This is a genomic window from Oscillatoria nigro-viridis PCC 7112 (assembly GCF_000317475.1).
Classification (GTDB): Bacteria; Cyanobacteriota; Cyanobacteriia; order Cyanobacteriales; family Microcoleaceae; genus Microcoleus; species Microcoleus nigroviridis.
The window spans coordinates 1,627,219-1,649,499 of sequence record NC_019729.1; the positions used below are offsets into that span (position 1 = coordinate 1,627,219).

19 protein-coding genes and 1 pseudogene are annotated in these 22,281 nt (G+C 46.4%); 13 read left to right on the forward strand and 7 right to left on the reverse strand.

Annotation, left to right across the window (positions count from 1 at the left end; genetic code table 11):
• Positions 1–166: 166 nt before the first annotated feature.
• From OSC7112_RS06960 to OSC7112_RS42315, 4 genes are all read right to left on the reverse strand, one after another.
• Positions 167–883 (reverse strand): Uma2 family endonuclease, encoded by a 717-nt coding sequence (locus OSC7112_RS06960; protein WP_015175246.1) that lies wholly within the window; start codon positions 881–883, stop codon positions 167–169.
• 133 nt (positions 884–1,016) lie between these two features.
• Positions 1,017–4,028, reverse strand: coding sequence for an EAL domain-containing protein (locus OSC7112_RS06965; protein WP_015175247.1), 3,012 nt, complete (start codon positions 4,026–4,028; stop codon positions 1,017–1,019).
• 277 nt (positions 4,029–4,305) lie between these two features.
• On the reverse strand, positions 4,306–5,139 hold the full coding sequence (locus tag OSC7112_RS06970; RefSeq protein WP_015175248.1) for a prohibitin family protein: 834 nt from the start codon (positions 5,137–5,139) through the stop codon (positions 4,306–4,308).
• Positions 5,140–5,539: 400 nt separating this feature from the next.
• The gene (locus OSC7112_RS42315) at positions 5,540–5,713 is read right to left on the reverse strand and encodes a zinc ribbon domain-containing protein (protein WP_223300776.1); all 174 of its coding nucleotides are present in this window, start codon (positions 5,711–5,713) and stop codon (positions 5,540–5,542) included.
• Between the two features lie 80 nt (positions 5,714–5,793).
• Here OSC7112_RS42315 and OSC7112_RS06975 point away from each other — a divergent pair, with 80 nt between their 5' ends.
• The gene (locus OSC7112_RS06975) at positions 5,794–6,936 is read left to right on the forward strand and encodes an RNA-guided endonuclease InsQ/TnpB family protein (RefSeq protein ID WP_015175249.1); all 1,143 of its coding nucleotides are present in this window, start codon (positions 5,794–5,796) and stop codon (positions 6,934–6,936) included.
• A gap of 52 nt (positions 6,937–6,988) precedes the next feature.
• On the opposite strand, the gene OSC7112_RS40775 is transcribed toward OSC7112_RS06975, so the two are convergent.
• The gene (locus OSC7112_RS40775; protein WP_223300777.1) at positions 6,989–7,255 is read right to left on the reverse strand and encodes a zinc ribbon domain-containing protein; all 267 of its coding nucleotides are present in this window, start codon (positions 7,253–7,255) and stop codon (positions 6,989–6,991) included.
• Positions 7,256–7,259: 4 nt separating this feature from the next.
• Positions 7,260–7,976, reverse strand: coding sequence for an RNA-guided endonuclease InsQ/TnpB family protein (locus OSC7112_RS39465; protein ID WP_223300778.1), 717 nt, complete (start codon positions 7,974–7,976; stop codon positions 7,260–7,262).
• Positions 7,977–8,454: 478 nt separating this feature from the next.
• Between OSC7112_RS39465 and nfi the strand changes: the two genes are divergently transcribed.
• Positions 8,455–9,102 carry a deoxyribonuclease V gene (gene nfi, locus OSC7112_RS06985; RefSeq protein ID WP_015175251.1) on the forward strand — a complete coding sequence of 216 codons (648 nt, stop codon included), beginning with the start codon at positions 8,455–8,457 and terminating at the stop codon, positions 9,100–9,102.
• A gap of 473 nt (positions 9,103–9,575) precedes the next feature.
• Entirely contained in the window at positions 9,576–9,803 is a 228-nt protein-coding gene (locus OSC7112_RS06990) for a KGG domain-containing protein (protein WP_015175252.1), read from the forward strand.
• A gap of 5 nt (positions 9,804–9,808) precedes the next feature.
• Here OSC7112_RS06990 and OSC7112_RS39470 read toward each other — a convergent pair whose 3' ends face one another.
• On the reverse strand, positions 9,809–10,096 hold the full coding sequence (locus tag OSC7112_RS39470) for a hypothetical protein (protein ID WP_190274342.1): 288 nt from the start codon (positions 10,094–10,096) through the stop codon (positions 9,809–9,811).
• A gap of 187 nt (positions 10,097–10,283) precedes the next feature.
• Here OSC7112_RS39470 and OSC7112_RS06995 point away from each other — a divergent pair, with 187 nt between their 5' ends.
• From OSC7112_RS06995 to OSC7112_RS07045, 10 genes and pseudogenes are all read left to right on the forward strand, one after another.
• On the forward strand, positions 10,284–10,814 hold the full coding sequence (locus OSC7112_RS06995; protein WP_015175253.1) for an FHA domain-containing protein: 531 nt from the start codon (positions 10,284–10,286) through the stop codon (positions 10,812–10,814).
• Positions 10,815–11,049: 235 nt separating this feature from the next.
• A complete protein-coding gene (locus tag OSC7112_RS07005) occupies positions 11,050–13,053 on the forward strand; it encodes an FHA domain-containing protein (protein ID WP_015175254.1) in 2,004 nt (667 codons plus the stop codon).
• Positions 13,054–13,189: 136 nt separating this feature from the next.
• Complete coding sequence (locus tag OSC7112_RS07010; protein WP_015175255.1) at positions 13,190–13,618, forward strand: hypothetical protein; 429 nt, start codon at positions 13,190–13,192, stop codon at positions 13,616–13,618.
• Positions 13,619–13,819: 201 nt separating this feature from the next.
• Positions 13,820–14,962 (forward strand): DNA cytosine methyltransferase, encoded by a 1,143-nt coding sequence (locus OSC7112_RS07015; RefSeq protein ID WP_015175256.1) that lies wholly within the window; start codon positions 13,820–13,822, stop codon positions 14,960–14,962.
• A gap of 441 nt (positions 14,963–15,403) precedes the next feature.
• Positions 15,404–16,744, forward strand: a complete 1,341-nt coding sequence (miaB, locus tag OSC7112_RS07020; RefSeq protein ID WP_041622409.1) for a tRNA (N6-isopentenyl adenosine(37)-C2)-methylthiotransferase MiaB — start codon at positions 15,404–15,406, stop codon at positions 16,742–16,744.
• A gap of 197 nt (positions 16,745–16,941) precedes the next feature.
• The gene (locus OSC7112_RS07025; RefSeq protein ID WP_015175258.1) at positions 16,942–18,012 is read left to right on the forward strand and encodes a D-alanine--D-alanine ligase family protein; all 1,071 of its coding nucleotides are present in this window, start codon (positions 16,942–16,944) and stop codon (positions 18,010–18,012) included.
• 261 nt (positions 18,013–18,273) lie between these two features.
• Positions 18,274–19,356, forward strand: coding sequence for an AI-2E family transporter (locus tag OSC7112_RS07030; RefSeq protein ID WP_015175259.1), 1,083 nt, complete (start codon positions 18,274–18,276; stop codon positions 19,354–19,356).
• A gap of 400 nt (positions 19,357–19,756) precedes the next feature.
• Complete coding sequence (locus tag OSC7112_RS07035; protein WP_041622410.1) at positions 19,757–19,942, forward strand: hypothetical protein; 186 nt, start codon at positions 19,757–19,759, stop codon at positions 19,940–19,942.
• A 91-nt stretch (positions 19,943–20,033) separates the two neighbouring features.
• Positions 20,034–21,326 carry an HhoA/HhoB/HtrA family serine endopeptidase gene (locus OSC7112_RS07040; protein WP_015175260.1) on the forward strand — a complete coding sequence of 431 codons (1,293 nt, stop codon included), beginning with the start codon at positions 20,034–20,036 and terminating at the stop codon, positions 21,324–21,326.
• Positions 21,327–21,700: 374 nt separating this feature from the next.
• A pseudogene (locus tag OSC7112_RS07045) lies at positions 21,701–22,240 on the forward strand (MBL fold metallo-hydrolase); the annotation flags it as partial.
• Between the last annotated feature and the right edge of the window lie 41 nt (positions 22,241–22,281).

Below are 22,281 nucleotides of genomic sequence, written 5' to 3' on the forward strand. Positions count from 1 at the left end.
CTATCTCGATAGTTTTCTATTATACTAAATTTTGATTTTAACAGTATAGGCTTCGGTTCGGCAAAGATCGCCCTTCTTGACTCCACGACTTGCCGCTAGATGATTGAGATACGTCAAGGGCGATTCCCTTCGGGATATCTTCGCTTCACGTACTTCATCCAAGTTCCTACACAGCATCAGGATCTATGCCCAATTCCCGCAATCTCGCCGCCAATCTTTCAGCTTTCTGCAATTGAGCTTGTTCTGCCTTAATTAACCCTTCTACCAATGGCGGATCTAAAATTTCATTGACTGATAATCTCAGATTGGGAAATACTACAGATACCATTTCCTCACCCGGCAAGTAATCTACCTGTGTATAAACGTCATCACCTTCTGGAAATGCCATAACTCGCACCCGCTGTCTGTTTTGTGTCGGATCGACAATCACATATTCCGGCACGTTAGCCTGTTCGTATTCTGTTCGTTTAAGTACATAATCTGCCCGCCGATCTTGGCTCACTACTTCTACTACAAATAAAGGTGTTTCGCTCAAGTCTAAGATGCCAGAACCAGGTCTGGCAAGAACTTGTTGCCACAAACTTTCTGTGCAAACAACTACATCGGGAATGCGGGATGTAGCATCTTCGGTTCTGACTCCCACAGAAGTTTTTACGACTAAATCTAGATTGTGTTCAGCTAGGTAACGCTGCAATTTGTAAACCCAAAATTCGCAGATACTGGTGTGTAATGCGCTAGCCGTTGCCATCGGTATTAATTTGCCTTTGTACAATTCATATTTTACATCGTCATTGCTTTGATAAACTCTGTATTCTTCAAAAGTTAATGTGGGCGAAGTATCGATCTGTTTTTCTTCGACTGCTGGCACAATAGATTGAGACATATATTTTTACCTATCTCGATAGTTTATTATTATACTCAATTTTGATTTTAACACTCAAGGCATTGAGTACGAAAAGATCGATCGCCCTGATTGACAATCAAGCAATTTGATCCGGTTAAATATTTAGTTCAGTTCACCATTTGGGCGATCGCTGTAATAAGGCTGTAGCTGCCTCGCTGTCGAGAGGTTTAGAGAAAAAGTACCCCTGACCGTACTCGCAGCCGATCGCCCGCATTTGAGCCAACTGGGCGGCGGTTTCGACCCCTTCTGCCACTACCTCCATCCCCAAACTGCGGGCCAGCATCACGATCGCCCGCACGATTTCCAAATTTTCACCCGTTTCTCCGATGCGACTGACAAAAGAGCGATCGACCTTCAAAATATTAATCGGAAACTTGTGCAAATAACTCAGAGACGAATAACCAGTGCCAAAATCATCAATGCACAGATCGATCCCCAACTCTCTCAACTGCGAAAGCATCGCCGCCGCCGCTTCCCCATCTTCCATCACCACACTCTCGGTAATCTCCAACTTCAAACAGCGAGCGTCAACACCCGTTTCCTGCAAAACTTGCTTAATTTGCTCGATCGACTCCGGTTCCGAAAACTGCCGCCCCGAAAGATTTACTGCTACAGTCAGCCGCGAATTTCCCACAGGTAAATTCAAACTCTGCCACTTAATAATTTGGCGGCAGCTTTCGTTCAAAACCCACAAACCCAAAGGCATAATTAACCCAGTTTCCTCAGCCATCGCAATAAATTCCATCGGGGAAACTAAACCCCGTTCCGGGTGCAGCCAGCGCACCAGCGCCTCAAATCCGATAACAGAGCCAGTTTTCAAACAAACGATCGGCTGATAATAAACAGTAAAAGGACATTCCAATTTTAAAGTAGTCAATGGCGACTTCGGACGCTCCAATCTCCGATCGATTTCACTCATCGGCGAGTTTTCCGCCGCCGTCCCGCAGGCGAAATCCACGATCGAAGATTTCAAATTTAGTTCTTCAACCGACTCCCGCAAATCGTGTTCCAAGTGCATCAAAGCCACAGCCCGAGTGTGCATCGCACTGGTAAAAACTTCGTAGCGAGCTTTACCGAGAGCTTTGGCCCGGTACATCGCAATATCAGCATCGCGCAAAATATCTCCCGGCCACTGATATTTGTCGGTACTCAAAGCAATGCCGATGCTAGCAGTAATTAAAACTTTATTACCTTCCAAATAAAGCGGTCGTTCGATGGTTTTGAGAATTGCCTTTGCTTGGGCGATCGCCTCATCAACACCTTTAATTTCCTCAAGCAAAATCACAAACTCATCTCCCCCCAGACGAGCCACCGTATCGCCTGGCCGCAAACAAGTCAAGAGACGGCGAGCCACAGCCACCAACAGCCGATCGCCCGTGCGGTGTCCCTGACTGTCATTAATCACCTTAAACCTGTCCAAATCCAGAAACAGCACCGCAAACTGCTCGCTCGGATGCCGTTGGGCGCGGGCAAAAGCTTGCCCCAACCTGTCAGTCAACAAAGCACGGTTGGGCAACTCCGTCAGCGCATCGTGCAAAGCATCGTGCAACAATTGTTCTTCAGCCATCTTGCGCTCAGTCACGTCGTGACAGTTGACCACAATTCCCCGCACCGAAGGTTCGTTGAGCAAATTCGTCGCCACCGCTTCCAACACGCACCAGGAACCGTCCTTGTGCTGCACTCGGTATTCCGCCATTCCCAGGCTAACTTTCGGCATTTGCATGACACCTTTGAACACTTGATCCACTATCAGCAATTCGTCAGGGTGAATCAAGTCAAATATAGACCGGCCGAGCACTTCCCCCGTCGGGTAGCCCAAAATCCGCTCTAGGGAAGGAGAGACATAGCGGCAAAAGCCTTTCTCGTCGAGAATCACAATAATGTCTCTAGCATTTTCAATCAACGATCGAAAGCGCTTCTCGCTTTGTCGCAGCTCTTGTTCCGTGCGCTTTTGGTCGGTAATATCGGTATTCATGTAAATCAGACCGACAATTTTCCCTTTGCGGTCTTTAATAGCATCGGCCCGCAGCAACACTTGCAAAGTTTCACCGCTTTTAGTGCGGTTGGTAATTTCACCAAACCAAGAATAACCTTGGGCGATCGTGTCGAGTACCTCCCTGGCGACTGCGGGGTCAGCAAAAACTGCCGATATACCTCCGGCCAGTTTAAATTCCTCTGCCGTGTCCCATTCAAATAGCTGAGAAAACGCTTGATTTTGATAGATGTGAGTGCCGTTCGCATCGCTGATGCCGATCGCGTCGCTCGAACTTTCCACCGCCTTGCGAGTCAGCACCAGAGCTTCTTCTGCCCGCTTGCGCTCGGTAATGTCAATCCCTACCAGACAAGCTGCTTTGCCCCGATCGTACTTTTGAGCCACAATCAAATAGTATCCCTCGGACTGTCCCCCGTCGGTTTGTACCTTAATGTTGAGTTCTTTAACCGCTTCCGTAGCGTCCCCGGCAAAAAACTCCACCACAAAAGAGTTAAAATCCGAGCTAGCACCCAGAAAACCAATATCTTGACCGACAAAAGCCGACGGCGCCAAACCGTGAAGTTTGGCTAAGTGCTGGTTAACCCCCAAATAGCGCAAATCCGAGCTAATCCAAGATACTGTTCCCGGAACTGCTTCCAAAATCGTTTGCAGTTGGTCGTTAGCTTGCTGCAATGCTTGCTGCACTTCACATAGGGGTTCCGACAAGTCAGACTGAACTCCTACAAAGTGAGTCAAATTAGCCTTGTCGTCTCGCACGGGAGATAGCGATAATTTTGTCCAAAAAGGAGTGCCGTCTTTGCGGTAATTTTTGATTGGTGTCTGGATTGCTCTACCTTGGCGCAAGGCCTCGCGGATCTTAGCTACAGTAGTTCGATCGGTATCCGGGCCTTGCAAAAATCTGCAATTACGCCCCAAAATTTCGCTGGCGCAGTAACCTGTCATCCGTTCAAAGGCCGGATTGCAATAAATTATGGGACAATCTGGTGCATTGGCGTCAGCAATGACAATGCCGCAGCTAGTAGCTGCCAAGGCTCGATCGCGCAGCCACAGCGCTTCTGACGCAGTATGGCGATCGCCGACACCCCCCACTTCACCTAAATTAGAAATTGACTGGTTCTCCCGATCTCCCATCAGCCGAACTTTCAAGCAAACCTTTACAATTTCCGAGTTGTTTCTTACTCTAACGTTTTTCAGGACTCGCGCAACGTAAATTGTATCTGGGCATTTAAGTAAGCGGGATTTCGCCTTAGTTGTTAGTTGTATTTTCTACCCTTGCTGTTCGGCATTTAAAAAAGCACATCTTCACTTCCGCAGTGAAAAACCCTCTATTCTTCTCCCCCTCAGACTCTCTCCCCCTCTCCCCTTCTCCCCTTCTCCCCGCGCCCTGGCCATCACGATCCGCAGCAGCTTATTTAGGAGGAGTTGCAGCTTGAGAACTAGGCGGCGCAATATTAATTAATGGCAAAGTTCCGCCTCCTCCCATTACTGTCGGAAACTGACCGTTCCATTTTTCAATTGCTTGCTGCTGCAATATTTCGGGAGTTAATGTTTGCCGCTGCAAGCGTTGTGCTTCGGCTTGACCTTTAGCGCGGTTTATTTCAGCTTGAGCGTCTTGAGTTGCTTTTTTAACTGCAAATTCTGCTTGTTTTGCTTCTTGTTCTGCTATCTGTTTGGCTTCGATGGCTTTGCTAAATTCTGGCGAAAAGCCAAAATTTATTAACGAAACATCTCTGACGATGACGCCGTAAGGTTCTAAACGCTTTTTGAGGCTGTTGTCGATTTCTGTTTTGAGTTCGGTGCGCTTAGTGATAATTTCTTCTGCGGTTTTTTTAGAAGTTGCTGCTTTGAGAACTTCCGAAATTGCCGGACTCAGAATGCTGGCAACAATTTGTTCTTCGTCTCCCACTTGTTGGAAAACTTGATTTACTTTGGCGGGGTCAACATTCCAGTTGACTGCCAAATCTGTAGTAATGCTTTGCAAATCTTTGGATGCTGCATCTGCTTTCAAATCTGTTTTTTGTACCCGCACGCTGAGAGTTTTTACAGAGGTGACGATCGGTAAAATCGGGTGAATGCCTTCATCTAAAATCGCGTCTTGAACTTTGCCAAAGCGCATCATGACGCCGCGTTCCCCTGCACCGACGATGGTAAAAGGTTTTAAAATTAAGGCGGCGATGATGAAGACGATGCCGCCGACGATGTAGAGAGCTAGGTTGTACCGAACACTTTGCATGGTTTTCATATGTTAATTAACCTATGTTGTGTTACTTGATGTTAGTTTTCTATTTGCTATTATCTAAGATAATAACTTCATTTTAATGGTGCAACAACTCATAAATTCATTGATTTGATTCATAAAAGTCATATAGTTGTCTGGGTCTGGGAACCTCTGAGCTCGATGAGCGGGGATGAACAATGGCACTTGTAGCTGGGTGAGAATATTGATGAATAAATGTGTCAATCATCTTGACAAAGAGGAGTTTTTTAGATAAAGCCTAAGTAAATAGATAGCTCGATCGCTTTCCCACCAGCGATAAAATGGCGAGCCGAAAGAGAAAGCTTTCTCGAAAGCTAAAAAATCAGCATCAAAGAGGTATTTTTTTTGACATACTCCCCTGCCTAAAGGCGAAGGGATTCTAAGCTCAGACAGCAATTGCAGGCATAGCCTGTCTAACATCACCTAACTTAGCGGTTGATGCCCCAACCACACAAATATTTATCGCCGCGTTCTCGTCTCTGTCGTTCACCTTTTGACAGGACGGACAGCGCCATTCACGAACTGACCAAGAAATGGGGATACAAGCCCCGTCTTTCAAGACGGCATTAATTCTCTTTGAAGTCTCTTAATTTTGTTGGTAAAGCCTAGTATAATAAAGCAAGTAAGTAACGGAAAATAATGAAAGCAAGGTATCAATACAGAATTTATCCGACTCATCAGCAACAGCAGAGTTTAGCTCAGTTGTTTGGATGCTGTCGAGTAGTCTGGAATGATGCCCTAGCGCTCTGCAAACAGTTTGAGAAAAAGCCAAGCTCTGCTGAACTTCAGAAAATAGTAATAACCCAAGCCAAAAAGACCGAAGAAAGAGCTTGGTTAAGTGAAGTTTCTAATATCCCCTTACAGCAGTCTCTAGCTGATTTGGAAACAGCTTTCCAGAACTTTTTCAACTCCTGTAAGGGAAAGCGGAAAGGTCGTAAAGTTCAGTATCCTAAATTAAAAAAAAGAACAAATAGGCAATCAGCGCGATTTAGGATGGGAGGGTTTTCCTTCAAAAATGGGGGTGTCTATTTAGCTAAAATTGGTATTGTCAATCCAGTATGGTCGAGAAATCTACCTTCAGAACCTAGCTCTGTCACAGTAATCAAAGATTGTGCAAACCGTTATTTTTTAAGTTTTGTTGTAGAGGTTCAACCAATTCAAGTCGAAGCTAAAAACCCAAGTATCGGAATTGACTTGGGAATCAAAACCTTTGCAGTAATGAGTAACAGCGAAAAAGCCGAAAGTCCTAGCTACAAAAAGTTAGACCGGAAAGTTCGCAAACTCCAACGCAAGTTAGCCCGCCAGCCCAAAGATTCCAAAAGGAGAAATATAACTCGAATCAAGCTCGCCACACTACACAATCGTATTACGGACACCCGTAAAGATTTCCTGCATAAATTATCAACCAAAATCGTCAACGAAAACCAAGTGATTATTCTGGAAGATTTGAACGTGTCAGGAATGCTGAAGAATCGGAAACTCTCAAGGGCGATTAGCCAACAAGGATGGAGAGAATTTAGAACTCTCTGTGAATCCAAATCCGAAAAATTTGGCAGAGAGTTTCAAGTAATTAGTAGGTGGGAACCTACTAGCCAAGTCTGTGCGGACTGTGGCTTTAAGTGGGGAAAAATTGATTTGTCTATTCGTTCAGTGGTTTGCATGAGTTGTGGTACTGAGCAAGACAGAGATGAGAATGCGGCTAAAATTATAGAGAAAGTCGGGATGGGGAATCGCCACGACTCTAAACGGGCGCAGAGGGTTTGTCAGGCTAGCAACGGTTAGCAGAACTCTATGAAGCGTCAAGAATCACCGCACCTTCAGGTCGGTGAGTATTTCAAAAATCCAACTCTTTCAGAACGTGTCCACAATGCACGCAAGTCTTACTAGATGGATACCAACGGTCAATGAAAACTACTTCTTTTCCTTTCTTTTTGGCAACCCATTCGAGAATTTGGAGAAATTCGCCGAATGCAAGGTCTGAAATTTTACGTCCCCAAAGTCGTTGCATTCCTTTTAGATTCAACGTCTCAAAGCACAGCACGTCGAACTTATCAGTTAGTTCGTGAGCCAATTTCCAGAACCAATCAGAGCGACGATTCACTACGTCAGGAGTGTTTGCGAACTAGATTAAGTCTTGCTCTTTCTCGGTTCGCTGAGCCTTTCCGTTTTTGGGAATGCTGACGATTTGCTTTCTTGATAGCGCTGAGGGATTGTTTCAGAAATTGCGGTGATTCAATTTTTGTTCCATCTGAGCAGGTGAGAAACGTTTTCAAGCCGAAATCAAAGCCAGCGATTCTACTCGTCTCGACTTGGGTTTCAGGCTCTTTAACGCTGTCAACGACCACAACCATGAACAACTCTCCTAAGGTCGTGCGTTTAATGGTTAACGTCTTAACCTTCCCTTCTATCTCTCTGGAATTCCAATACTGATAAACGCGATTTCCAATCTTAATTCGATTGCCACCTAAGAATTTGTAGCCAGCTTGCTTGAGAGTGAACGATTTGTATCTGCGAACTTTCTTGAATCCGGGCGGTCTAACTCCTTTCTTGTGATGCTTGAAGAACAGTTGGTAGGCGATCGAGATGCGTTGACAGATATCCTGTACAGCCTGAAATCCAACCTGTTGCCAGAATGCTTTACGCTTTCTGAGTTTGGCGATATGACTTTGAAGTTTGCTGCAATTCAAGTGCTTACCCCACATCCGGTAGTACCGTTTGTGAAGTGCAATGCAATGGTTATAAATCACTCCGGCAGCATTGATACTTCGCTTGAGGTGTTTATTTTGGTTGCTTTGATATAGCTTGAACTTCAATGTTTTCATGCTAACTATGATAACATAATAGGTAGCAATTGGGTAGCCAAATGGTCAGAGAAAGATTAAGTATTCGCATTGTCGTGAGTCGGCTAGAGAAGTTGCGGAGAATTGCCAAACAGAAAGAAAAAACAATGACCCAACTTGTAGAGGACTGGATCGATCAACTTAAAGAGGAAAAGCAGTCCTAGAAGGACGGGGCTTTAAACCCAGTTTTCCGGTAAATTTTGAGGAGAAAATTAGAGGTGCGTGCCGGTAAAACCTTTGGGGTTTGGTTCCACCACAACCGAAAGATAGAATTTCACTCTCCCACCTACAGACTCTATTTGTAGAATTGGCATCGGCCCGCCTCGCTCAACCCTCCTGAGTAGAAAAAAAGACTCCTTGGCCAAGTTGGGAATTTATAGCGACAAACGATAAAAATCCGAGTTTAAAAATGCCTGAAAATAAGTTAAGGTTAGATGAGAACGGTTGAAGAGAAATCAAAATGTTGCAGCGACACCCTTGGCCGCAGACAGTTGAAGAGGCGATCGCCATTCAAGAACAGCTTCGGTCAGAGGTAATTACCGCAAATCAACTGGACACTGTTCGGTACGTCGCAGGCGTAGATGTCGGCTACGACAGCGCAAACGATGTATCGCGGGCCGCTGTAACAGTTCTGAGCTTTCCCGACTTGCAGTTGCAGCAGCAAGCTGTAGTTCGCAGTCCTACAACTTTTCCTTATATTCCGGGTTTCCTGTCTTTTCGAGAAGTGCCTGCAGTTCTCGAAGCTTTAGAAAATATCAGTTTGAGACCAGACCTGATATTGTGCGACGGTCAAGGACTAGCCCATCCCCGCAGATTCGGTCTGGCGTGCCATTTGGGGGTTTTGACAGGGATTGCCACGATCGGAGTTGCCAAAAATCGATTTATTGGCGAACATTCAGAAGTCGGGCTCGACCGGGGCAGTTGGCAACCCTTGCTGCGGTCGGGATCGACGATAGGCGCAGCGCTGAGGACGCAAACAGGGGTAAAACCGATTTATGTTTCGATAGGTCATAAGGTAAACTTGATAAGTGCGATCGAGTACGTCCTGCGCTGCGCCCCAAAATATCGCTTACCAGAAACAACTCGATCGGCAGACCAACTAACATAGGGATAAGTACATAGGGATAAGTGGCAAGCGCGGAAGGCATCAAGAAAAAAGTAAAAAGACCAAAAAAGCATCCGTCTTTGGACTTTTAGTTTTTGAGGTGGCGCCGCCCGAGTCGAAAAATCCTCTGAGTCTACCGCCAATCAGCTTTCGGTTCCATCCTTCCAGCGAACTAAAGAATGACTATACCTGAGAAAGAGGTATAAAAGTTGGGGGCGTTTATAGAATGATAGAAACACAGTAACCTGCTTAAACATTGGCGGCTCTAACTATAGTGCCCGGGCGTGAACTATTTTTAGTTCACATTTGTAAATTATGAAAGAGTCATTATGCGAGTTAAACCAAAAGCTTAGATTCGTCTGATGAGGTTTCATAATTTACCGTCGGATATCTCACCACTGACTGGAAGCAACCACGACAGTGGGAGGCGAAGGCGCGATCGAGCTAAAAAATCAGAAAAAAACAAGGAGACAGTCATGGCTGAGAAAAGCAAACGCGGATTCGCTTCTATGGATGCAGAAAAACAGCGCGCAATTGCTAGCAAAGGCGGAAAAGCTGCACACGAGAAAGGAACTGCACACGAATTCACCCCTGAAGAAGCCAGAGAAGCTGGCCAAAAAGGCGGCGAAGCTGTCAGCAGAAATCGCGAACACATGGCTCAAATTGGTCGCGAAGGCGGTCGGAAAAGCCGCAAGAGCGAATAAGTCTTTCAAGGCTGGCCTTGTAATGAAAGATTCCACAGTGGCAGCGTGAGAGATAGCACCAGGACAGTGAGCGTTTGAGGATGTGGGGCGATCGAAGTAACCCAGGTAGTTCGATCGCCCAACCTCCACAATTCGTCACTAGCGCACTCAAGCTTCGCAAAGGTGAAAACCCGACAGGAATTAGTTTTTAGCAATCGCTGGCACATCTTGAGCGGCAATTTTTTAACCAAGCTGCACTGCGATCGATAATTTTGCGGGAAAGAAAAGCTGGCAAGCGCGATTAAGTCTCTCAAAAAAAGCCAATACGAGCACTAAAAGCCCCGAAGTCAGGGCTTTTTTGTATAGCTGCCCGTAATATTTTTAGAAGTGCGATCGAGTCGGCCTCAATAATTAATTCTAATTAAGTTTTTTGGTGAGGAAGTCCGTCCTCAAAATAAATCAGTTAATATTTTTTTAGATTTTTGAGCAAACCATACAATCATGACCAAGCAGCTCACTTTAGCATGGACAGAAGCTGGGGTGCGCCAAACTCAGACAATTCAAAACCGACAGCCGAGCAAAAATCCGGGAACCGTGAGGCTAGGGCGCGATCCCGCGAAGTGCGATCTAGTATTTTCCCATCCCAGCGTATCGGGGCTGCACGTTGAAATATTTTTTAATCAGGAATTGCAGGAGTATGCAGTGCGGAATTTGCGCGAAAGCAATCCGCCCCTAGTAGATGGAAAAATTCTCGCCCGAGGCGAAGCAAAATTGAACTCGGGAAGTCACATCCATTTAGGCCAAGTGCAAATTGAGGTGGTGAATGTGACGGAGGTGCAGGTAGCCGCGCCCCAGACAGTTTTGCTGTCCGGGCCTCCCGCACCTGGTAACTTTCAGCCGACGGGGGCTTCAAAATATGGTTTGCAGTGTCCCAAATGCAGCCGAATTTCGCCTTACGCGCAGTTGAATGCGGGGTGTCCGTGGTGCGGTACTTCTTTGGCGGCGGCGGCGAGTGTGGTGATCTCTCCGTGAAAGTTGGAAAAACTGAGATGTTGCACCATTCTCAAGAACGGGCTCTCCGGCCCGTGAAGCGAAGAGTGAATTTTCTCGCTTCACAGGCCGGAAAGCCTGTTCATAAAAGGCTAATTGACAATGGTGCAAGATTTAAGAAAAAGGGAAAGTCTGGCTATCCGCTAAACACTCTCAACTTCAAAAATCTTTTTTTGCAGAAAGCTCAAAGCCGACGGCTGATGTTTAAAAAATAATCATGAATTCTCAACCCTTGCGCCTGCGACTGACTTGGAACGATACACTTACCGGGGATTGTCGTTCCCCGATACTCGACTTGCCCATCGCTTTGGGACGAATTTTTGATGCTATGCCCGCCACAATCAACGGGGAACGAGTTTCTAGAATTGCCCTCAGCAGCAGTCAAGTTTCTCGCTTCCACGCAGTGATTGCCGGGAAAGGCGACACGATCGCAGTGATTGACACGGGCAGCCGCAACGGTACTTTTGTTAACGGGGTTCGCCAAACCCGGTGCGTGCTGGCAAACGGGGATATGCTGCAAGTTGGGCCCTACGCGATCGGCATTTCTTTTGCTGTTAATTCCCCAGAAACGCCGTCGGTCAATTCTCACATTTTCTTTAACCCGCAGACCAATGGGCCAGACCCCGGATTGGGGCAGCCTCCGGTGTCGCCGCTTCCTCAAACAGGTAGTAGGGGAGAATTTCCGCCGATCGAATTTTTGCACGCTTCTCAAGTGTCAATGCGATCGCTAGAATCTATGGGACTCCCAGTGGCAGAAGTTGACTGGGCTGCCGTTGGCGGCGGTTTGGGCAGCTTTATTTGGGTGGATTTGCTCAGAATTTGCGGGGTGAAAACCGATCGAATTGCGGTTTTGGGCATGGAAGAGCAACCTTACGCCCGCTACCGTCGGTTGTGCCTGAATTCTCAAATTCCGCTGCAGGAACGCCTGCGATCGAATTCTGACTCTTGTCCAGACAACATTTGGGGGTGGCCTCCCTATGCTTTGCGGGAAGCTTGGCGGGAATTGCACAAAGGGCGTTTGGGAATGTCGTTGAAGTTAATGTGGCAGGTGTTTGCCGAACCGACTTTTGCCGAAACTTATACGCCTCGCGCGGGGAATGTGTTTGATTCTATTGACAGAGAAGTCGATCGCATTGGGTGGAATCAGATGTTTCGCTACGGTAGAGTGCGGGGAATTCGCAAAACAGATGACGGCAGGTACGCGATCGCTTATTCTCGATCGAATGCGGATCGCCGCGACCACGCTTTTTTAATCGCCAAATACGTACACTTAGCCACCGGCTATCCCGCCATTCAATTTTTGCCGGACTTGCAAGCCTACCGCGAAAAAACCCAGGATTTTGAGTCGGTTGTCAACGCTTACGAAAACCACGACGGCGTTTACGAAAAATTGGAGGCCAGCGGCGGCAGCGTGTTAATTAGAGGCAGGGGAATTGTAGCTTCGCGGGTGGTGCAGCGGATTTACGAAGCGCGACAGCGGAACCGCAACATTCAAGTATTGCATTTGATGCGATCGCCCAAACCTCAAGGTAACAAATTTAAACTCGCTGAGCGAAGAGTCGAAAATCACTACGAATTTCAACCTTTCAACTGGCCGAAAGCTTGCTGGGGCGGGGAACTCCGCGTACTTTTGGAACAAGCCGCCCCCGAATTTCGGCCGCAGTTGCTCACCGACTGGGGCGGCACTACCACAGCGCAGCGCAGCGACTGGCGGCGGATTGTCAAAGAAGGTTTAAGTCAAGGATGGTATCAAATTACCTTCGGGGAAGTCGAGCGAGTCGAGCGCGACAGTCAAAACCGCACCGTGACGTACATTCAGGAGAAGGAACTCAAGGGGCAAATTAAGTTAGAAGCTGATTTTATTATTGACGCTACGGGTTTGGACGCTAAGGTAAAAACCAGTCCCCTGTTAAACGATTTGGTAGCTCAATACAATCTTCCCCTCAACGGTTTGGGCCGGCTGAGTGTTAACAACGATTTTGAAGTGCCCGAATTGCGGAATTCTTCTGCTAGCAACACAGAAGGCCGGGTATACGCAGCAGGCGCGATTACTTTGGGGGGGCCTTACGCGCCGGTAGACAGTTTTTTGGGGTTGCAATACGCCGCCTTGCGATCGGTTGAAAGTCTGGCCGCCAACCGAGTTCCGGGTGTGCGGAAATTGAGCGTTTGGCGATCGTTCGTGCAGTGGTTGAAATGGATTTTTAATAAATCTCCCGACTAACTTCGGCAACAAGCAATGTACGGGATTTAATGGATTTAAACAAGCTTCGCGTTCAATCTAAAATCTAAAATCTCAATTCAAAATCGAACAATTTTGCCATTCAATCTAAAATCTAAAATCTAAAATCTAAAATCGCATGACTCCCACTTTATTCGGCCGCTGGCAAACTCGGTTACTGTTATTTGCAACCGTAGGCGTTTTAGTAACGCTGCCCTTTTGTCTGGGTTTAATTACCTCCAAATCAGGCTCAATCTTTTTCTGGATTTTAGGGTATGTAGCGATTTTTGGCATCGGCTGGGATGCTTTATATATGTACATCCAGCAGTTTCGCTGGGATCGAGATTGGCCCGGCGCGTTTCAATTGCTCGCTGGAATTTGGGAAGCGCTTTTTGTGTTATTTTTAATCAAAGTTATCGGTTTGCCGGGAATATCTGCACAAGATTTTGACTTGGGAGCTTTTGCTTGGCATTATAGTTTAGTGTGGCTGGCTATTTATCTGGCGTCGCAAACACTGATGCGGATTTTGTTTCCCCACTGGCGTTTCCGAGGCGGGCAATGGTTTTAATAATACCTGTAGGGGCGGTTTTTACCAAAAATAATCGCCTCAAACCCATAATCTCATAAACCCGCTCCGGCTATTCTATCAATTCCCAATTCCCTATTCCCAATTCCCAATTCCCTACAGAATTTACAGTCAGGTGTACCGATACCTGGGCACCCAACATAATTTATAGTAAGCTCAACTCAAAATTGCTGTCATCCTTCAATGCACCGTCCTCCTTGTATTTTCTCATTTTTTTCGGGTTCTGGCTTGCTCGATCTGGGTTTTGAGTCGATCGGCTTTAATGTAGCGTATGTCAATGAAATTTTCCCACCTTTCATGCAAGCATACCGCTATTCTCGGCAGTGCCTGAATTTGCCGCTACCAGAATACGGATATTGCGAAGGAGAGGAAGCAGATGTAACTCGACTTGTAGGGGGAGAACCAGCTTTTCGCCTGCGGGAATTGATGCAGGATGCCCGCAAGCATCACGATATTGTAGGATTTATCGCGGGGCCGCCTTGTCCTGACTTTTCTATTGGCGGCAAAAACCGAGGTGGGGAAGGAGATAAAGGTCAACTTTCAGCTTCATACATTGAATTGATTTGCCAGCAGCAGCCAGATTTCTTTTTATTTGAAAATGTCAAAGGTTTGTGGAGAACAAAAAAACATAAAGCTTTTTACGACGAACTAAAACATCAGTTGGCTGATTCGGGATACGTTTTTGTCGAACGTTTAATTAATGCGATAGAATACGGGGTTCCGCAAGATAGGGATAGAATTATTTTGATTGGATTTAGAAAAAACATTGTCAAAAATCTGGGCATTTCCCTAGAGGAAAAAAGCCCAATGTTATCCGAAAGTTTATTTCCTTGGCAAAGTCAGATATTATATCCCAAATCAGAATTTTTTTCTCATCCTTGGCCTGATAGAACTGCCTTTGCAGGTGATGGTTTCGTGCCTTGTCCTGATGGCATTCCCCAAGATTTAACGGTAGAATTTTGGTTCCAAAAAAATGACGTTCTCAACCATCCCAATGCCAAACACTATTTCCAACCCAAAGCAGGCCTTAAGCGGTTTGCTTCGGTTGATGAAGGAGATGATTCAAAAAAATCTTTCAAGCGATTGCACCGGTGGCGTTATTCGCCAACAGCTTGTTACGGCAATAACGAAGTTCACTTGCACCCTTACAAACTTCGTCGGCTTTCTGTTGCAGAAACACTGGCTATTCAGTCACTGCCAAAAGATTTTTCCCTGCCCCCAAAGATGACGTTGACTAATATGTTTAAAACTGTTGGCAATGGGGTTCCTTATTTGGCTGCACAAGGTATTGCCAAAACAATTTTACAGTTTTTACAGACAAAATAAATAGAGAAATAGGCCCAAATAAACCTTAGCATTAGGACTTTCGCTGTGGTGCGTGAGGGCGAGGAATTTTTGAATTCAAACTGTGAGATTTTTAACACTCACCCACCGCCAAAACTAGATTTTGGTGCGTGACGCGCGGTTTAAGATTGATTGTGGGTGGCCGAAATTACTCGCCGCGCCTCACACACCCTAGAGATTTGTGAAAGTGGTTTTTTTAATAGGCAAGATTGTATGCCTTCACAAACTATCTTGAAAGGCATTTGCGTTTATCTGCGGTTTCCCCTATCCATCAAAGATTTATGCAATAAGTCTAATAAACAGCAGAGGGTGCTGAGAAAGATAAAAGACAGATAAAAATAAAAGTTCACAAAGGGTTTAGACTTGTTATATAATAGTTGGTTAAGGTTGAAAACCTATATTTTTTATTGCTTGCAATTCGCCATGACCGTTAAACCCCGCCGCTATCACATCACTACTTTCGGATGCCAGATGAATAAAGCCGACTCGGAACGGATGGCCGGCATTCTGGAAAATATGGGCTTTGAGTTCTCGGAAGACCCGAACGAAGCTAGCTTGATTCTCTACAATACTTGCACGATTCGCGATAATGCCGAACAAAGAGTTTATTCTAACCTCGGAAGGCAAGCTCATCGCAAGCGCCAAGAACCGGGTTTAACTTTAGTTGTAGCTGGATGCGTGGCGCAGCAGGAAGGTGAAGCGCTGCTGCGGAGAGTGCCGGAATTAGACTTAGTGATGGGGCCGCAACACGCTAACCGACTTGAAGATTTGCTGGAACAAGTTTTTGAGGGCAATCAAGTTGTGGCGACTGAAGCTGTTGAGATTATGGAGGATATTACTAAGCCCCGCCGCGACAGCAAGGTGACTGCTTGGGTGAATGTAATTTACGGCTGCAATGAACGCTGCACTTATTGTGTTGTCCCGAATGTTCGCGGGGTTGAACAGTCGCGAATGCCGGAGGCAATTCGCGCGGAAATGGAGGATTTGGGCCGTCAAGGTTACAAGGAAGTAACTTTGTTGGGGCAAAATATTGATGCTTACGGACGCGATTTGCCGGGGACAAAACCGGACGGCAGCCACCAGCATACTTTGACGGATTTGCTTTATTTTGTGCAGGATGTGCCGGGAGTCGATCGCCTCAGATTTGCTACTAGCCACCCGCGCTATTTTACGGAGAGATTGATTAAGGCTTGTGCTGAATTACCGCAGGTTTGCGAACATTTTCACATTCCTTTTCAGTCGGGAGATAATGATATTTTGAAGGCGATGTCGCGAGGTTACACTCAGGAGAAATACCGCCGGATCATTGATACAATTCGCCGTTATATGCCGGATGCTTCGATTACTGCGGATGCGATTGTCGGTTTTCCCGGGGAGACGGAAGCGCAGTTTGAGAAGACTTTGAAGTTGATCGAAGATGTTGGTTTCGATTTGGTGAATACTGCGGCTTATTCGCCTCGCCCGGGAACGCCGGCGGCTTTGTGGGAAAATCAGTTGAGTGAGGAGGTGAAAGCCGATCGCCTGCAACGGATAAATCACGTGGTGACAACAACGGCGATGGAACGATCGCAGCGCTATTTCGGACGCACTGAAGAGGTTTTGGTGGAAGCCCAAAATCTTAAAGATTCAACTCAGGTGATGGGGCGCACTCGGGGCAATCGCCTCACATTTTTTAAGGGCGATATTGCTGAATTGGCGGGTAAAATGGTGCGGGTTAAAATTACAGATATTCGCGCTTTTAGCTTGACGGGGGAAATGCTTTAAATAGCACCGGAATGAGATAGGGGACGGCTTACTGGTGAACTTTTCTAAGAAGATGTAATTTTTTTTACCGCAGAGAGCGCAGAGGACACAGAGGAAGAGTGGAAGGGAGGAGATAAGTAGTTTTAAAGCGGTTCGTATGTGCCTTCGTTGCGCTAACTGCGTGTATATTTGTCGAAAAGTCCTAGGAGTGGTGAAAAATGACAACGATGCGGATCGGGCTATTGTTCGGGGGGCGATCGGGCGAACACGAAGTCTCAATTAGTTCGGCGCGGGCGATCGCCCGCGCCCTCGCTGCGGAGGAAAATGCTTCTAAATACGAAGTTCTGCCCTTTTACATCCAAAAAAACGGCCGCTGGCTGTCGGGAACATTACCTCAACAAATCTTAGCCAGCGGAAAACCTCTGGAAATAGAGGAACAAACAGGACAAGACGATTCTCCCGCTGGACAGTTTCCTAATTTTAATGCCGTAGATGTTTGGTTCCCTGTTTTGCACGGCCCAAACGGCGAAGACGGTACGGTGCAAGGGTTGCTGAAATTAATGCAAGTTCCTTTTGTCGGTTCCGGGGTTTTAGGTTCGGCCATTGGAATGGATAAAATTGCGATGAAAATGGCTTTTGCTCAGGCTGGTTTACCGCAGGTAAAATACATCGCTGTCAACCGTTCCGAAATCTGGTCTAATCCTTGCGTTTTCCCCAAACTCTGTGATAAAATTGAAGCTGATTTGGGCTATCCTTGCTTTGTCAAACCGGCGAATTTGGGTTCGTCTGTGGGAATTTCTAAAGCTCGATCGCGCGCTGAGTTAGAAGCAGCCCTCGACAGCGCCGCCAGCTACGACAGGCGGATAATTGTCGAAGCGGGTGTAGTTGCTAGAGAATTAGAATGTGCAGTTTTGGGAAACGACAACCCCAAAGCTTCAACGGTGGGAGAAATTACTTTTCAAAGCGATTTCTACGACTACGAAACTAAATATACTCTGGGACAAGCCGACTGCTCAATCCCGGCAAAAGTCAGCAGTGCGATCGTCTCGCAAATCCAAGAAATGGCAGTGCAAGCATTTTTGGCTGTAGACGCAGCAGGTTTAGCGCGAGTAGACTTTTTCTACATTGAATCAACCGGAGAAGTTTTGATTAACGAAATTAACACTTTTCCCGGCTTTACAGCTACCAGTATGTATCCGCAAATGTGGGCAGCGGACGGTATTTCTTTCCCGGAATTAGTAGACCGTTTAATTCAATTAGCTCTCGAACGGCACGGGGAAAAAGGTTGAATCGCCCGCTGCAAAATGCTGCCTTGCCAACAGCAAAAAATATTTTTTTCGCAGGTGATATATCCATACCAGCGGAAACGATATAACATGGTTGTGGCAGGCACTGCCTGCCAGCAACCAAATTTCCGCTGCGGGTCGAGCAACTGGGAATTTTCAGCGATCGGGTATAAATAAATGCAACATAAAATGGTTAACGGAGAACGGCAAATAGCAGTGTCAATCTCACATCTTGCATCTCAAATTTTAGCTCGGTTAACTTAGATGAGACGTTTCACTCAACTGCCGCAGTGGTGGACTTACGGACTGGTATTTCCCCTAGCGGTACTCAACTGCTGGTTAGCCCTCCTAGTCTTTGAATATTTTCGCGCCCTGATTACAGTTTTGGTAGTGGCTACAGTGCTGTCTTTTTTGCTAGATTATCCAGTGCGCTTTCTGCACAGATACGGCTTGAAGCGCGATCGAGCAATTTTGTCGGTATTGTTTTTGACTTTACTGGTATTGGTGGTTTTAGGTCTAACTCTGGCTCCCATTCTGCTAAACCAAATCACTGAACTCGCCACCCGACTGCCGACTTGGATAGTTTCTGGCACAGAACAGATTGAAGCATTCCACAATTGGGCGGAAAATCGCAATCTCCGCATTGATGTCAGCGGTTTGACTACTCAATTGAGCGATCGACTTTCATCTCAATTGCAGTCACTCACTGGCGAAATTCTCAAATTTGGCTTGGGTGCTGCAGACGGGCTGTTGAATTTTCTCCTCACAATAGTCGTGACATTTTACTTGCTCTTGCACGGCGATCGCGTATGGGAAGGATTGTTTAAATGGTTTCCCTCCAAGCTGAGCATTCTATTGCGAGAGTTGCTGGCGCGCAGCTTCCACAACTACTTCGTCGGGCAAGCAACTTTGGCGGGTTTGATGGGACTGTCTATCACTGTTGCTTTTTTAATTTTGCGAGTTCCCTTCGGACTTCTGTTCGGTTTGGGTGTGGGTGTAATGACTATGATTCCCTTTGGGGCACCTTTCAGTATTTGCATTGTCAGTTTGCTGATCGCATTAAACAACTTTTGGCTCGGCGTCACAGTTTTAGCTGTCGCTACAGTAATTGAGCAAATAATTGAAAGCGGGGTTGCTCCTCGGTTATTAGGCGGTTTTATCGGTCTCAATCCCGTGTGGATTTTAGTGGCGCTGCTGGTGGGCGTTAAGGTGGCAGGAGTAGCAGGTTTGTTAGTTGCTGTGCCGATGGCTGGTTTTATTAAGAATACTGTTGATATTTTGGAAAGTTCGAGGAACAAGTCGAGGGAAATCGATTCGGTTAGTTCCATTGAACCTATGGAGCAATAAAATTCCTCCATAGGTTCACATTTTAGATTTGAAGAGAGTTTTTGCAGGCTATTTTGACTTAGGTTTAGTTGGTACTTTAGCTTGAGGCTTTACAGGTTTTTTACTTCCTGCTTTAGGGTGAGGCTTTCCGGTGCTTTAGCTGCTATCCTTCCTGGATGCAGGCGGGGTCAAAAACTTCGTTTCTAGGTTAACGTCGATCGCTCCCAACGAAGATTTTGCGTAGAAACCTGGTTTTGTTGAGTCCAGGATTATTTTTGACCAAGAATTTCAAAGGTGGTACCCGCCACGCGATCGATCCGTGGCATCAATCGAAAGCATCTAAAATCTAAAATCCTTGCATCCCCCGAATTTATCTCGCGCAAGTCAATCCTTGCATCTAAAATCTCAAATCTAAAATCGAATGACTTCGGATATCAATCCTGTGAAAAGTTCGCGGGAAATGCGGAATATGCGAGCTGGCTACCGTAGTTTGTATTATCGCACTCAGACAGCAATTCGCCAGTGCCGACCCAGTTCGATCGCACTCAAAAGCTGGAATCCACAGACAATTTGCCTGCGACTGTCCGGTTTCTACCCCAGCTTGTAGGGTAAACCCCACCAGTCAAGCAGAGTTCATCAATGCTTGAATTAAAATTAAAGAACCTTTAGTTCTAAGTTAATTAGAGTAGGTGCTAAAAATGCAAAACCATAATTATAACTCTCCCTCTAACTCTCACCAAATCAATACGATGTCAACCAAAAATGTCCCTGCTGACTCTCAGCGTTCTCGCCGTTTTTATTTGCCGAGAAAAATTGCTTTTTTATCTCTCCTTTTGCTCGGCTCCACCGCAACTGTTGGGTGCAATGCCCTAACTTCTAAAGTTCCTGGAAGTTCTAACGCGATTCAAGCTCAACCTTCAACTACAGCGCCAATCTCAGCATTGCCTGCAAATATATTACCCTCTCAAGACTCTAATTTTGTCACTAAAGTTGTCCAGGAAGTCGGCCCGGCAGTGGTGCGGATCAATTCGTCTCGCACGGTGACGAACCAAGTTCCAGATGAAATCCCCGAACAATTCCGCCGCTTCTTCGGCCCGGAATCTCCCATTCAACCGGGAAATCGGGTAGAAAGGGGTTCGGGTTCGGGTTTTGTTTTTGGTTCCGACGGCCGCATTTTGACTAACGCTCACGTTGTTGATGGCGCGGATACGGTGACGGTAAAACTGAAGGATGGCCGCGAATTTGTCGGCAAAGTTTTAGGCGTCGATACAGTTACTGATGTGGCTGTTGTTAAAATAGAAGCTAACAATTTGCCTGTGGTGAATTTGGGCAAATCTGAAGAATTACAGCCGGGAGAATGGGCGATCGCGATCGGCAATCCCCTCGGTTTGGACAATACTGTGACTGTGGGAATTATTAGCGCTACAGGCCGTTCTAGCGCCGATGTCGGTGTTCCCGACAAGCGCGTCAGTTTCATTCAAACCGACGCTGCGATCAATCCCGGTAATTCTGGCGGCCCGCTGCTGAACCAGCGCGGCCAAGTTATCGGCATGAATACGGCGATTATTCAAGGCGCTCAAGGATTGGGTTTTGCGATTCCGATCGATCGAGCACAACAAATTGCCGACCAATTAGTAACAACAGGAAAAGCCGAACATCCTTATCTCGGCGTTCGGATGTTGAGCATTACTCCCGAAGTCAAGGCAGAATTCAATAAAAATCCCAACCCTAAATTGAGGCTGACTGAAGATAAAGGCGTGTTAGTTTTGGGAATTGTAAAAAATTCTCCGGCTGCACAAGCTGGTGTTCGCGTTGCCGATGTGATCAAGAAAATCAACGGTGCAGAAGTCAGCGATGCTGGCAGCGTACAGCAAATTGTCGAGAAAAGTACAGTGGGCAGCGATCTGCAGCTTGAATTGAGCCGAGGCGGACAACCTGTTACTGTGGCGGTGAAAGCGGGTGCTTTTCCAGCGGCCCAGAAGCAGCAGTAGAATTGTTGATTTAAACTTAGATCTTGCACGCTGAAGCAAGAGTCCGGCAGGGGTTTAAACCCCTACCTCCAAGTATCGGTCATCTCAAGAGGACTGAGACTAAGCTACTATAAATAGGAAGTGATAATCAGTCGGTTTTAACTGAGATGTTGCACCATTCTCAATTAGCCTTTTCTGAACAGGCTTTTCGGGCTGTGAAGCGAGAAAATCTACTCTTTGTGGAACAGCCCGAAAAGCCTGTTCTTGAGAATGGTGCAAGATGTGAGTTTTAACAGAATTGTGCTGTGAGACGGGTTTCAACCCCCGTCGGGATGTCGGGGGTATTCGTTATAGTAAGTTACCATAATTTATATGAGTTATTAAGAGGTAGAAAAATGGCTAACATTAATCGGAGGCGTACTGAAAATATTAACGGTAACTTTTATGTAGATAATACCTGCATAGACTGTGATACTTGTCGGTGGATGGCACCTGAAGTATTTACTCAAGCGGGAGAACAGTCTGCGGTTTACCACCAGCCAACTAATGAAACTGAAGAAATGCGATCGCTCGCGGCTCTTTTGTCTTGTCCCACAAGTTCGATCGGCACTGTAGAAAAACCCCAAAGCATCAAACAAGCTCAGCAACTTTTACCCGCACTCGTAGCAGAAAATGTCTATCACTGCGGCTACCACTCCGAGAAATCCTACGCCGCAGCCAGCTATTTAATTGTCCGCCCCGAAGGAAACATTTTAGTTGATTCTCCCCGTTTTGTGCCGCCGCTAGTCAAAAACATAGAAGCAATGGGCGGCATTCGCTATATGTACTTGACTCACCGCGATGATGTGGCCGACCATCAACAATACCGCGATCGTTTTGGGTGCGATCGCATTCTCCATGCTGACGAAATTAACGCGGGTACTCGCAGTGTAGAAGGGTGCATCTCACTTTTGCGAATGTGTCAAAAAAGAGTTAA

Bases quoted from the DNA above. Each gene is read 5' to 3' on its own strand.
- OSC7112_RS07040 (WP_015175260.1), top strand. From the start codon at position 20,034: ATGCAAAACCATAATTATAACTCTCCCTCTAACTCTCACCAAATCAAT.
- OSC7112_RS07035 (WP_041622410.1), top strand. From the start codon at position 19,757: ATGACTTCGGATATCAATCCTGTGAAAAGTTCGCGGGAAATGCGGAAT.
- OSC7112_RS06970 (WP_015175248.1), bottom strand. From the start codon at position 5,139: ATGAAAACCATGCAAAGTGTTCGGTACAACCTAGCTCTCTACATCGTC.
- OSC7112_RS07005 (WP_015175254.1), top strand. From the start codon at position 11,050: ATGAATTCTCAACCCTTGCGCCTGCGACTGACTTGGAACGATACACTT.
- OSC7112_RS07025 (WP_015175258.1), top strand. From the start codon at position 16,942: ATGACAACGATGCGGATCGGGCTATTGTTCGGGGGGCGATCGGGCGAA.
- OSC7112_RS06960 (WP_015175246.1), bottom strand. From the start codon at position 883: ATGTCTCAATCTATTGTGCCAGCAGTCGAAGAAAAACAGATCGATACT.
- OSC7112_RS06965 (WP_015175247.1), bottom strand. From the start codon at position 4,028: ATGGGAGATCGGGAGAACCAGTCAATTTCTAATTTAGGTGAAGTGGGG.
- OSC7112_RS07030 (WP_015175259.1), top strand. From the start codon at position 18,274: ATGAGACGTTTCACTCAACTGCCGCAGTGGTGGACTTACGGACTGGTA.
- OSC7112_RS06975 (WP_015175249.1), top strand. From the start codon at position 5,794: ATGAAAGCAAGGTATCAATACAGAATTTATCCGACTCATCAGCAACAG.
- nfi (WP_015175251.1), top strand. From the start codon at position 8,455: ATGTTGCAGCGACACCCTTGGCCGCAGACAGTTGAAGAGGCGATCGCC.
- OSC7112_RS07015 (WP_015175256.1), top strand. From the start codon at position 13,820: ATGCACCGTCCTCCTTGTATTTTCTCATTTTTTTCGGGTTCTGGCTTG.
- OSC7112_RS07010 (WP_015175255.1), top strand. From the start codon at position 13,190: ATGACTCCCACTTTATTCGGCCGCTGGCAAACTCGGTTACTGTTATTT.
- OSC7112_RS06995 (WP_015175253.1), top strand. From the start codon at position 10,284: ATGACCAAGCAGCTCACTTTAGCATGGACAGAAGCTGGGGTGCGCCAA.
- miaB (WP_041622409.1), top strand. From the start codon at position 15,404: ATGACCGTTAAACCCCGCCGCTATCACATCACTACTTTCGGATGCCAG.
- OSC7112_RS39465 (WP_223300778.1), bottom strand. From the start codon at position 7,976: ATGAAAACATTGAAGTTCAAGCTATATCAAAGCAACCAAAATAAACAC.
- OSC7112_RS06990 (WP_015175252.1), top strand. From the start codon at position 9,576: ATGGCTGAGAAAAGCAAACGCGGATTCGCTTCTATGGATGCAGAAAAA.